Below are 11,611 nucleotides of genomic sequence, written 5' to 3' on the forward strand. Positions count from 1 at the left end.
GGTGACCGGTACAGCCCTGGTGACCGGAGGCTCGTCCGGGATCGGTGCCGCCGTCGCGCTCCGCCTGGCCGACGCGGGCTGGGCCGTCGTCGTCACCGGGCGCGACCGGGCCCGGCTCGACGCCGTCGCCGCCGCGTGCGGTGGCCGCGCCGTCGCCGCCGACCTCGGGACGGCCGCGGGTGTCGAGACGGTACGCGGCGCCGCCGACGAGACGGTGCGGCTGCTCGTGCACGGCGCCGGTCTCGGCTGGGCGGGCCCGGTGGCCGACACCCCGCCCGCGACCGCCGACGAGATGCTCGCGGTGAACCTCGCCGCCCCGATCCGGCTCACCACCGCCCTGCTGCCGACGTTGCGGGCCCACGACGGGCACGTCGTGTTCATCGCGTCGGTGGCGGCGATCGGCGTCGGCGGGGAGGCCGTCTACTCGGCGACGAAGGCCGGGCTGCGCGGGTTCGCCGACGCGGTACGGCTGGAGTCGGACGTCCGCGTCACCACGGTCCTGCCCGGCGCCGTCGACACCCCCTACTTCGCGCGCCGGGGCGCGGCCTACCACCGCTCGTTCCCGCGGCCCGTCAGCGCCGACCGGGTGGCCGCCGCCGTCGTGGACGCGGTGGGCCGCAACAGGTCCGAGGTCTTCGTCCCACGCTGGCTGACGCTGGGCTCGCGGGTGCACGGCGCGGTCCCCGCGACGTTCGCCCGCCTCTCCCGCCGCTTCGACCCCCACTGACCCGCGCGCGGGCCGCCACCTCGCCGGGCTCCGGGCGGGCCGTCGCGGGCAGGCGGGGCTCAGCGGGTGGCGAGGCCCCGGATCGCCAGGGCGTAGCCCGCCACCCCGAAGCCCACGACGATCCCCGCCGCCACCGGCGACAGGTACGAGTGGTGCCGGAACGCCTCGCGACGGTGCACGTTCGAGATGTGCACCTCGACGACCGGCACGTCGACGGCCTCGATCGCGTCGTGCAGCGCGACGGAGGTGTGGGTGTAGGCGCCGGCGTTGAGCACCACGCCGGGGCAGCCCTCGGTGCGGCCGGCCTCGTGGAGCCAGTCGACGAGCTCACCCTCGTGGTTGGACTGCCGCAGGTCGACGGCCCAGCCGTGCCCGGCGGCCTCGTCCCGGCAGAGCGCGGCGACGTCGTCGAGCGTCGTCGAGCCGTAGACCTCCGGCTTGCGGGTGCCCAGCAGGTTGAGGTTGGGGCCGTTGAGCACGAGAACCGTCGGCGGGGTCACGTCGGTGATCCTCCCGCACCGCTGCGACGTGGCGCCCGCAGGCCCACCCCGTGTGCAACCGACGGACGGTCGGGTCGACCCGCCGTCGGGCGCCGCCAAGGCCCGCAGCTCAGCCCAGGGCCTCCCGCAACCGCCGGGCCCGGTCCCGCTGCTCCGCGCGGGCCGCGAGCGCCCCGTCGAGGTCGACCTCCACGAACCGGGTCCGGGTCCGCGGCGCCGACTGGGCGACGACGTCGAGGTCGCAGGAGACGACCGTCGCGACCATCATGTAGCCGCCGCCCGACACCGCGTCGCGGTGCAGCACGATCGGCTCCACACCGCCCGGGACCTGGATGGACCCGATCGGGTAGGGGGCGTCGACGATGTTCGACGGGTCCTGGCCCGCCCCGAACGGCGGCTCCCGGTCCACGGTCTCCAGCTCGGCGCCGGTGTAGCGGAACCCGATCCGGTCGGCGACCGGGGTGAGCGTCCACGTCGTGTCCAGGAACGTGGCGCGGCCCTTGTCGGTGAGCCGGTGGTCGTAGAGGCCCATCACGACGCGGACCTCGACGTCCTTGGACATGCTGCGCCGCAGCTCCTCGGGCACGACCAGCCCGGCGCGGCCGGTGCCGCCGCCGAGGGCCAGCACGTCGCCCTCGGCGAGCGGACGCCCGGAGAACCCGCCCAGCGCACCCAGGCCGTAGGTGGAGCGGCTGCCCAGCACCTCGGGGACATCGACACCGCCGGAGACCGCCAGGTAGGCGCGGGCACCACCGGCGAGGTAGCCGAAGTCGAGGACGTCGCCCTCGGCGACGTCGAAGGACTCCCACAGCGGGCGGTCCTCACCGTTCACCCGCGGCTGCATGGTCGCGCCCGCGACCGCGACCGTCGCCGGGGCGGTGAACAGCAGCTCCGGCCCCATGTAGACGATCTCCAATGCCGCGGCCCCCGCGTCGTTGCCGACGAGCAGGTTCGCCGCGGCCAGCGAGTACTGGTCGAGCCCGCCCGACGGCGGGATACCCAGGTGGTAGTAGCCGGGCCGGCCGCCGTCCTGCACCGTCGTCGACAGTCCGGGCTTGCGCACCTCGATCGCGGCGGTCATGCCAGCACCTCCAACAGCCGGGCGTTGTAGCCGTCGGGGTCGGCCAGGAACGGTTCGAGCGCGAAGTCGACGTCGTGCGCGGTGACCCGGAACGTGCCCGCCTCGACCTGGGCGAGGGCGTCGTCGTACTGGTCGCGGTCGATCGGGGTGAACTTCACGATGTCACCCGGCCGGAACAGGACGAGGAAGTCGCGGAAGTCGGGCAGCGACTGCGTCGGGTCGTAGATCGGCGCCGGGGTGATGCCGAACATCTGGTAGCCACCCGCGCCGCGGACGGAGTAGATGCACGAGAAGCAGCCGCCGTAGCCGACGGTCTGCTTCGGGGTGTCGGTGCGCGGCCGCAGGTACTTGGGGACGACGATCTGGCGTTCCCGAGGCACCATCTGGAACTTGAACGGCAGCCCGGCGACGAACCCGACCATCGAGGTGAACCACGGCGAGCCCGAGTGCGCGGCGATGAACTCGTCGACGTCGGAGTAGCCGTTGATGCGGGCGGCGTACTCGATGTCGGTGGCATCGGGGTCCTGGTGGCGGTCGCGGAACTTCATCAGGGTCTCGGTGGTCCACGGGTCGCGGTAGAGCACCGGGATGTCGAGGACGCGGCTGGGCAGGCTGACGTCGAGCGCGTCGCCGACGGCCCGTTCGAGGTCCTGGAGGTGCTCGAGCAGCGCCCGCGGCTCGAGCACGTCGGGATCGTAGTGCACCTGGTAGGAGGCATTGGCCGGGCAGATGTCGATGATGCCGTCGGGGCGTTCGTCGCGCAGCCGCGACGTGATGGCCATGGCCCGGAAGTTGGCCTGCAGGCTCATCTCCTCGGCCAGCTCGACGAACACGAACTCGTCGCCGCCCCAGCTGTAGCGGGCGTCCTGGACAGCGGTGCTCACGCGTTCCCCTCCCTGGTGGCGAGCCATTGCTCCAACGTCGCGGTGTGGAAGTCGCCCGCGGCGAACCACTCCTCGTCGAGCAGCTCGGTGAACAGGCCGGCCGTGGTCGGGACGCCGGCGACGGAGAACTCGGCGAGCGCGCGGCGCGACCGGCGCAGCGCCTCCTCGCGGTCGGCGCCCCACACGATCACCTTGGCCAGCAACGAGTCGTAGAACGGCGGGACCTTGCCGTCGGGCTCGGCCCAGGTGTCGCAGCGGACCCACGGCCCGGCGGGCAGCGTGACACGGCCGAGGTCGCCCGGGGCGGGCATGAAGTCGTTCGCAGGGTCCTCGGCGCAGACCCGGAACTCCACGGCGTGCCCGCGGGCGGCCAGGCAGTCCTGGTCGACCCGCAGTGGTTCCCCCGCGGCGATCCGCAGCTGCTCGGCGACGAGGTCGACACCGGTGACGAGCTCGGTGGTCGGGTGCTCGACCTGGATGCGGGTGTTCATCTCGATGAAGAAGAACTCGCCGGTGTCGTCGTCGACGAGGTACTCGACGGTGCCGGCGCTGCGGTAGCCCACCTCACGGCACAGCGCGACCGACGCGTCGGTCATCGCGGAGCGGATCTCCTCGGACACACCGGGCGCCACCGCCTCCTCGACCATCTTCTGCCGGCGCCGCTGCAGCGAGCACTCCCGGTCGAACAGGTGCACGGCGTCGCTGCCGTCGCCCAGGACCTGCACCTCGACGTGGCGGGCGTGGGTGACGAACCGCTCCAGGTACATGGTGCCGTCGCCGAACGCCTTCGCCGCCTCCTGCGAGGCCTGCCCGAACGCCGACCGCAGCGCGTCGGCGTCCTCGACGACCCGGATGCCCCGGCCCCCACCACCCGCGGCGGCTTTGAGCATCACCGGGTAGCCGACGTCCTCCGCCGCCGCGAGCGCCTCGTCGACACCGGCGACCCCGCCCGGCGTCCCGGGGACGGTCGGGACCCCCGCGGCGCGGGCGATCTCGCGGGCGGCGACCTTGTCGCCCATCTTCTCGATCACCGCGGCGTCGGGGCCGACGAAGGTCAGCCCCGCGTCGGCCACGGCGGCGGCGAACCCGGCGCGTTCGGACAGGAACCCGTAGCCGGGGTGCACGGCGTCGGCGCCGGCCTCCTTCGCCGCCGCGAGGATCGCGTCGACGACGAGGTAGCTCTTCGACGCGGGCGAGGGCCCGATCTCGATCGCGGTGTCGGCCAGGCGGGTGTGCAGGGCGTCGGCGTCGGCCTTGCTGTGCACGGCGACGGTCGCGATGCCGAGATCGCGGGCCGCCCGGATGATGCGGACCGCGATCTCGCCCCGGTTCGCGACGAGCAGCCGCTTCACCCCGTCTCCACCACCGCGACGGGCTGGCCGGCATCGACCTCGTCCTCGTCGCCGACGAGGAACTCGACGAGGGTGCCCTCGGCGCCGGCGGCGACCTGGTGGAACGACTTCATGACCTCGACGAGCCCGACGGCCTGGTCGGCGGCGACGGCCCCGCCGTCCTCGACGAACGGTGGGCTGTCGGGGTCGGGTCGCCGGTAGAACACACCGGGGATCGGGGAGACGACCTCGTGACGCGGCAACAGAACTCCTCGGTTCGGGAGAAGAGGGTCAGGCGGTCAGGTACGGCTGCAGCGCGTCGTGCACGGCGCGGGCCAGCTCCACGGCGTTCGGGGTGTCGGAGTGGACGCACACGCAGTCGGCGCGCACGGCGAGGTCGTTGCCGTTGACCGAGGACGCCTTGCCCTCGGTGACCGCGCGCACCGCGCCCTGCGCGGACGTCACCGGGTCGAACGCCTGGTGCTCGCGGGTGATGATCAGCGAGCCGTCGTCGCGGTAGTCGAGGTCGGCGTAGTACTCGGAGATGAACCCCGGTTCCCGCTCACCCCACACCTGCTCGTGGACGGTGCCCGACATGCCCATCAGCGGGACGCCGAAGACGTCGGCGGCGTCGGCGACCGCACCGGCGACGTCGGGGTCGCGAGCGGCCATGCCGTAGAGCGAGCCGTGCGGTTTGACGTGGTTGAGCTCCATGCCCTCGGCACGCAGGAACCCTTCGAGCGCGCCGATCTGGTAGATCACGGAGGCGGTGAGCTCGTCGCGGTCCATCTTCATCTCGCGCCGGCCGAAGCCCTCGCGGTCGGGCAGCGACGGGTGCGCCCCGACCTTCACCCCGTGCTGCTTGGCCAGTTTCACGGTCTTCGCCATGACCCGCGGGTCGGAGGCGTGGAACCCGCACGCCACGTTGGCGATCGTGATGAACGGCATCAGCCCCTCGTCGTCGCCGCAGTGGTAGATGCTGAACGACTCGCCCATGTCGCAGTTGATGGCCACCATCGGACGTTTCTCCCTCCCGCAGTGTCGCGCGTCACCGATTCTGGCCCCTCGCGGCGCGGAGCGCCCGCCACACCGCCTGCGGGGTCGCGGGCATGTCGACGTGGGTGACGCCCAGGTGGGCCACGGCGTCGATGACGGAGTTCACCACCGCGGGCGACGACCCGATCGCGCCCGACTCGCCGATCCCCTTGACGCCCATGGGGTTCGTGGGCGACGGGGTGATGGTCTGGTCGAGCTCGAACATCGGCAGGTCGGTGGCCGACGGGATGGTGTAGTCGGCGAGCGTGCCCGTCGTCGGGTTCCCGTCGGCGTCGAAGGTGGCGTGCTCGAACAGGGCCTGCCCGATGCCCTGGGCGATGCCGCCGTGCAGCTGCCCCTCGACGATCTGCGGGTTGACCAGGTGCCCGCAGTCGTCGACGGCGACGTAGCGGTGGATGCGCACGAAGCCGGTGTCGGTGTCGACGTGGGTGACGCAGATGTGGGTGCCGAAGGGCCAGGTGAAGTTGGGCGGGTCGAAGTGGTGGTCGGCGGTGAGGTTGGGCTCCATGCCGTCGGGCAGGTTCGCCGCGAGCGATGCCGCGCCCGCCACCTCCTGGATGGTGACGCCGGGCCCGCTCGTGCCCGCGACGGCGAACCGGCCGCCCTCGAACTCCAGGTCGGACTCGTCGGCCTCCAGCAGGTGTGCCGCGATCGTCATGGCCTTCTCGCGGACCTTGCCGGCGGCCAGGTGCACGGCCGTCCCGCCGACGGCGAGGCTGCGCGAGCCGTAGGTGTCGCGGCCGAACGGGGCGATCATGGTGTCGCCGTGCAGGACCTCGACGTCGGCCGGGTCGACCCCGAGCCGGTCGGCGACGATCTGCGACCACGCCGTCTCGTGGCCCTGTCCGTGCGGTGAGGTGCCGGTGACGACCTCGACCTTGCCGCTGGTCGTCATCCGCACGGTCGCGGCCTCCCAGCCGCCCGACTGCAGCCGCACCCCCGCCGCGACCTTCGAGGGCGACAGCCCGCCGCTCTCGGTGAAGTTGCCGATGCCGATGCCGATCTGCACGGGGTCGCCCGACTCGCGGCGCCGTGCCTGTTCGGCGCGCAGCTCGTCGTAGCCGACGAGGTCCATCGCCTTGCGCATGCAGCGCTCGTAGTCGCCGGAGTCGTAGAGCACCCCGGACGGGACGGCGCGCGGCTCGTCGAAGGGCGGGTGCAGGTTGCGCAGCCGCACCTCGGCCGGGTCCATGCCCAGCTCGCGGGCGAGGTCGTCCATGATCCGCTCGTGGGCGTAGGCGGCCTCGGAGCGGCCGGCGCCGCGGTAGGCGTCGGTCGGGGTGAGGTTGGTGAACACGCCCTTGCACTCGAAGGAGTAGGCGCCGAAGTCGTAGAGCCCGCAGTAGGTGAACGCACCGAACACGGCGATGCCCGGGGTGAGCAGCTGCAGGTAGGCACCCATGTCGGCCAGCAAATTGACCTTCATGCCCAGGATGCGCCCGTCGCGGGTGGCGGCGACGGCCATGTGCTGGACCTGGCCGCGGCCGTGCGTCGTCGCCAGGTGGTGCTCCGAGCGGCTCTCGGTCCACTTCACCGGGCGGCGGGTGCGCCGCGCGAGGACGAGGGCGAGGGCCTCCTCCGCGTAGACGTTGAGCTTGGCGCCGAACCCGCCGCCGACGTCGGGGGCGACGACGCGCAGCTTCGTGTCCGGCACCGAGCAGATCGCGGCGAGGATGTCGCGCACGAAGTGCGGCACCTGGGTCGCGGTGTACATCGTGAACCCGCCGCCGACCGGGTCGGGGGTGACGACGACCGCGCGCGGCTCCATCGGCGAGGCGATGACGCGCTGCTGCAGGTAGCGGCCCTCGACGACGACCTCGGCGGCCGCGAACGCGGCGTCGACGTCGCCGGTGGCCAGCGGCCACGTGTAGCAGTGGTTGGTGCCCAGCTCCTCGTGCACGAGCGGCGAGCCCGGCTCCATCGCCGCCTCGATGTCGACGACGGCGGGCAGCGGCTCGTAGTCGACCTCGACCAGGTCGAGCGCGTCACGGGCCGCGGTAGCGCTGGTGGCGAGCACGACCGCGACGCCGTCGCCGACGTGGTTGACCTCCCCGACCGCGATCGCGCGGTGCTCGGGCACCCTGATGTCCTCGGTGACGGGCCAGCCGCACGGGATGCCGGCGACGAACTCCCCGGCCAGGTCCTCACCGGTGAGGACGTCCACGACCCCGGGGACGGCCCGCGCGGCGGTGGTGTCGATGCCGCCGATGCGGGCGTGCGGGACGGGGCTGCGCACGAGGGCCATGTGCAGCGTCGCGGCGGGGGTGATGTCGTCGGTCCAGGTCCCGTTCCCGGTCAGCAGCGCCGCATCCTCCTTGCGAGGCAGGCTCTGGCCGACGTACCGCGGGGCGGTCTGGGTCACCGGATCACGTCCTTCTGGAGCGCTTCGTGGTGGAACGGTGGGGGGCGCACGCGTACGCCAGAGTGATCCGCAACACGGTTCAGGGGTAGTGTCCAGTTCGTCCCGTTCCGGAGGCCGAACCCGACGACGTGTCCACCTCCGGCGGCGGACGCCGGAGGTGTGACCGTGCCCGCGACGCTCGACGACCTGATCTCCGACCGCAGCCTCGGACTCCGCCCCGCGTGTCCCTCCGCAGATCTGGATCGCGAGGTCAGCTGGGCGCACAGCAGCGAGCTCACCGACCCGACCCGCTACCTCGACGGCGGGGAGCTCCTGCTGACCACAGGACTGCCCATCCGGGCGACCGACCCCGACGTGTACGTGCGCCGGCTCGCCGCACACGGGCTCGCCGGCCTCGGGTTCGGTGTCGGTCTCGGCTGGCCGACCGTCCCCGCCGCGCTCGCCGAGGCCTGCGAGCACGCCCGGCTGCCGCTGCTGGAGGTCCCCGAACGCACCCCCTTCATCGCGATCACGAAGGCGGTCTCGGCGGCCCTGGCGTCGGACGCCTACACCCAGGTCGTGCGCTCCGACGACGCGCAGCGCGCGCTGACCGCCGCCGCCGTGGCGGGCAGCGGGACCGGTGGGGTGCTGCGCACCCTCGCCGGGCTCCTCGGCGCGTGGGCGATCGTCGTCGACGCCACGCACACGGTCCGCCACGCCGCACCCCGCGGCGCGGGACGGCGCGCCGCCGGCCTGCGCGGGGAGATCCGGCGGGTCCTCGCCCGGCGCGGCTCGACGAGCTCGACGATCTCCGACGACGACGGGCACGTCGTCCTGCAGACGCTGCGCCTGCCCGGCCGTGGGTTGCTCGCCGTCGGCCGCGAGACGCCGTTCTCCCCCGTCGACAAGCAGGTCATCGGCTCGGCGGTGTCGGTGCTGACGCTGCTGCACGCCCGCGGCGACGCCGTCGCCCGGGCCGAACGCGCCCTGCGCTGTGCGCTGCTGGAGCTGATGGTCACCGTGCCCGGGCCGGGAGCAGCCGACATCGCCGAGCCGCTGTGGGGCCGGCCGCCCGGCGCGGGCGGGCACGCGGTCGCGCTGCGCCGCCGCGACGGCCGTACCGACGAGCTCCTCGACGCGCTGGAGGGCCGCGACCGCAAGCCCCCGTTCGCCGCCGCCCGGGGCGACGCCGTCGTCGTCCTCGTCGAGACGGGCGAGCCGGACGCGATCCTGCGCGCCGCCGCGGGCCGCCCGGACGTGCACGCCGGGGTGTCGGACCCGATCGTCGACGACCCGGCACCCGGCGCCGCGACGCCGGGCCGGACCCCCGTCGGGCAGGCCGTCGACCAGGCCGTCCACGCCCTGGACGCCGCCCACCGCCGGCACCTGCCCGTCGTGCACTTCGGGGAGCTGGCCGGTGCCGGGCTGCACCGGCTGGTCCCGGCGGGCGACGCGGCGGGGTTCGCGGAGTCGCTGCTGCGCCCCCTCGTGCGCCACGACGAGCACCGCCGCGGCGAGCTCGTCGAGTCGGTGCGGGCGTGGCTCGCCCACCACGGGCAGTGGGACCCGGCCGCCGCCGCCCTGGGCGTGCACCGGCACACGCTGCGCACGCGGATCGACAAGGCGGCCCGGCTGCTCGGCCGCGACCTCGACTCCCCCGGTGTGCGCGCCGAGCTGTGGTTCGCCCTGCAGGTCTGACCGCGCGGTCGGCGGTACCGGCTCCACCGCAACCGCCGCACCCGGGCCCCCGTATCCGGGCCGCCGTATCCGGGCCGCCGTATCCGGGCCGCCGTATCCGGGCGCAACCTGACGGTCGTCTCGACGCGCCGCGACGACCGTCAGGTTGCACCCGACAGAACGGACAGCTTCCGGGGCGGGCGCCCGCCGGTGGCATGATCGCGACATGCCGCTGACCAGCAGGCTCGCCACCCCCGCCGACGTGCCCGCGCTCACCCCGCTCGTCGACGCCGCGATCGGCCGGCTGCTCTCCCCCTGGCTCGACGCGGCACAGGTCGAGGCCAGCCGGGCGATCATGGGACTCGACACCAGGCTCGTCGACGACGGCACGTACTTCCTGGTCGAGGACGACCGCGACGGCACCCCCGCGCTCGCGGGCTGCGGCGGCTGGAGCAGGCGCGCCACCCTCTACGGCGGCGACCACACCGCGGGCCGCGACGACGCCCTGCTCGACCCCGCGACGCAGCCCGCCCGCATCCGCGCGATGTACACCCATCCCGACCACACCCGCCGCGGCGTCGGCCGCCTCGTCCTGCGGTTGTGCGAGGCGGCCGCGGCGGCGGAGGGGTTCACCCGGGTGGAGCTCATGGCGACGGTCGCGGGCCGCCCGCTCTACGAGGCGGCGGGCTACCTCCTCGACGAGGAGCTGACCGATCTGTCGGCCGGTGTCGTGATCCCGCTGGCCCGCATGAGCCGCCCGCTCGCCCCGGCCGCACCTTCCCCGGGTCGTCCCTGATAGTCATGACGCACCACCCGCGGTCTGCGAGGAGCCAGGCGTGCCCGACCCCCTGACGACGTTCGACCCGGACTCCGTCGCGCGCCTGCGCCGGGCGATCGTGCGGCTGGCACGTGTGCTCAACGCGGCGGCGATCAGCGAGGACCTGACACCGAGCCAGGCGTCGGTGCTGGCGATCATCGGTTTCCGGGGCCCGATCGGGCCGACCGAGGCGGCGCGCATCGAGGGCATCAACCCGACGATGCTGTCGCGGATCGCCACCAAGCTCGACGCGGCGGGCCTGATCCGGCGCACGCCGCACCCCACCGACCAGCGCGCCGCCCTGCTGGAGGCCACCGACGAGGGCAGGGCGACCACGCTCCGGATCCGGGAGAAGCGGTCGGCGACGGTCACCGCGATCCTGGCCGGGATGCCCGAGCAGCAGGCGGCGGCGCTGCTCGCGGCACTGCCCGCCATGGAGGAGCTGGCCGACGGGTTCGACCGGGCCGCTGAGGCACGGTGAGCGCCGTCCCTCAGGCGGCGGATCCCGGCGCGGCGGCGCACCCGCAACCGGTCCCCGTCGCCGCGGCGGGCGCCACGACCGGCTCGTGCGGCCGCGGTGGGCGCACCACGAGGAACGCGACGAGCCCGGCGACGGTCGCCGCCGTCGCGGCGAGGAAGCCGACCGGGTAGCCGCCCGGACCCTCGGCGAACACCGACACGAGCAGCGGTCCGCCGACCATGCCCAGCGACACGAACCCCATGGACCAGCCGGTGATGGTGCCGAAGGCGCGGGTGCCGAAGTAGTCGGCGCGGATGGCGTTCATGGCCGGTCCGCGCAGGCCCCAGGCCAGCCCGTGCAGCATCGCGGCGGCGAACACGACGACCAGGTTCGACGACAGCGCGAGCACGACGAGAACGGCTGTCTGCAGCACCATGCACCCGGCGGCGAGCCGGCGTTTGTCGAAGCGGTCACCGACGATGCCGGTGACGAGCTGGCCGACGAGCTGGGTGACCGACATCCCGGCGACGGCGAGGCCCGCGATGGCGAGGTCGAAGCCGCGACCGTGGGTCATGAGCGGGACGAGGTGCAGGTTCATGGCGCCGACGGCGACTAGCTGTACTGCTCGGTGACGTTGGTGCAGCGGGTGATCGGGGGCTGGTTACCGAGCGCGGTGTGAGGCCGGTGATGGTTGTAGTGGTGCAGCCATGCTGGCAGCGCCTTGCGGCGTGCGCGTT

The 11,611-nt window shown here is 73.8% G+C and carries 13 protein-coding genes; 4 read left to right on the top strand and 9 right to left on the bottom strand.

Annotated features, from left to right (window positions below):
• Position 1 precedes the first annotated feature (1 nt).
• Entirely contained in the window at positions 2-727 is a 726-nt protein-coding gene (locus AB7F12_RS29795) for an SDR family NAD(P)-dependent oxidoreductase (RefSeq protein WP_428502172.1), read from the top strand.
• A gap of 59 nt (positions 728-786) precedes the next feature.
• On the opposite strand, the gene aroQ is transcribed toward AB7F12_RS29795, so the two are convergent.
• From aroQ to AB7F12_RS29830, 7 genes are all read right to left on the bottom strand, one after another.
• Positions 787-1,227: a type II 3-dehydroquinate dehydratase gene (gene aroQ / locus AB7F12_RS29800; protein WP_428502173.1), complete on the bottom strand. Its 441-nt coding sequence runs from the start codon at positions 1,225-1,227 to the stop codon at positions 787-789.
• 109 nt (positions 1,228-1,336) lie between these two features.
• Positions 1,337-2,308 carry a biotin-dependent carboxyltransferase family protein gene (locus AB7F12_RS29805; protein ID WP_428502174.1) on the bottom strand — a complete coding sequence of 324 codons (972 nt, stop codon included), beginning with the start codon at positions 2,306-2,308 and terminating at the stop codon, positions 1,337-1,339.
• Positions 2,305-3,192, bottom strand: coding sequence for a 5-oxoprolinase subunit B family protein (locus AB7F12_RS29810; RefSeq protein WP_428502175.1), 888 nt, complete (start codon positions 3,190-3,192; stop codon positions 2,305-2,307). Before AB7F12_RS29810 ends, AB7F12_RS29805 begins: the two co-directional genes overlap by 4 nt.
• Positions 3,189-4,544 carry an acetyl-CoA carboxylase biotin carboxylase subunit gene (locus tag AB7F12_RS29815; protein WP_428502176.1) on the bottom strand — a complete coding sequence of 452 codons (1,356 nt, stop codon included), beginning with the start codon at positions 4,542-4,544 and terminating at the stop codon, positions 3,189-3,191. Before AB7F12_RS29815 ends, AB7F12_RS29810 begins: the two co-directional genes overlap by 4 nt.
• Positions 4,541-4,786 carry an acetyl-CoA carboxylase gene (locus tag AB7F12_RS29820; RefSeq protein ID WP_147102654.1) on the bottom strand — a complete coding sequence of 82 codons (246 nt, stop codon included), beginning with the start codon at positions 4,784-4,786 and terminating at the stop codon, positions 4,541-4,543. Before AB7F12_RS29820 ends, AB7F12_RS29815 begins: the two co-directional genes overlap by 4 nt.
• A 28-nt stretch (positions 4,787-4,814) precedes the next feature.
• Positions 4,815-5,540: a LamB/YcsF family protein gene (locus AB7F12_RS29825; RefSeq protein WP_428502177.1), complete on the bottom strand. Its 726-nt coding sequence runs from the start codon at positions 5,538-5,540 to the stop codon at positions 4,815-4,817.
• 31 nt (positions 5,541-5,571) lie between these two features.
• Entirely contained in the window at positions 5,572-7,941 is a 2,370-nt protein-coding gene (locus AB7F12_RS29830) for a xanthine dehydrogenase family protein molybdopterin-binding subunit (protein WP_428502178.1), read from the bottom strand.
• A gap of 165 nt (positions 7,942-8,106) precedes the next feature.
• Here AB7F12_RS29830 and AB7F12_RS29835 point away from each other — a divergent pair, with 165 nt between their 5' ends.
• From AB7F12_RS29835 to AB7F12_RS29845, 3 genes are all read left to right on the top strand, one after another.
• Entirely contained in the window at positions 8,107-9,618 is a 1,512-nt protein-coding gene (locus AB7F12_RS29835) for a PucR family transcriptional regulator (protein WP_428502179.1), read from the top strand.
• 205 nt (positions 9,619-9,823) lie between these two features.
• Positions 9,824-10,393 (top strand): GNAT family N-acetyltransferase, encoded by a 570-nt coding sequence (locus AB7F12_RS29840; RefSeq protein WP_428502180.1) that lies wholly within the window; start codon positions 9,824-9,826, stop codon positions 10,391-10,393.
• 40 nt (positions 10,394-10,433) lie between these two features.
• Entirely contained in the window at positions 10,434-10,895 is a 462-nt protein-coding gene (locus AB7F12_RS29845; RefSeq protein WP_428502181.1) for a MarR family winged helix-turn-helix transcriptional regulator, read from the top strand.
• Between the two features lie 10 nt (positions 10,896-10,905).
• Here AB7F12_RS29845 and AB7F12_RS29850 read toward each other — a convergent pair whose 3' ends face one another.
• Together AB7F12_RS29850 and AB7F12_RS29855 are read right to left on the bottom strand one after the other, a co-directional pair.
• Positions 10,906-11,472 (bottom strand): MFS transporter, encoded by a 567-nt coding sequence (locus tag AB7F12_RS29850; RefSeq protein WP_428516232.1) that lies wholly within the window; start codon positions 11,470-11,472, stop codon positions 10,906-10,908.
• 14 nt (positions 11,473-11,486) lie between these two features.
• Positions 11,487-11,611: integrase core domain-containing protein (locus tag AB7F12_RS29855; RefSeq protein WP_428501778.1), on the bottom strand; the 125-nt coding region annotated here is incomplete at its 5' end.

The sequence above is a fragment of the Pseudonocardia sp. genome, assembly GCF_050250275.1.
Taxonomy (GTDB): domain Bacteria; phylum Actinomycetota; class Actinomycetes; order Mycobacteriales; family Pseudonocardiaceae; genus Pseudonocardia.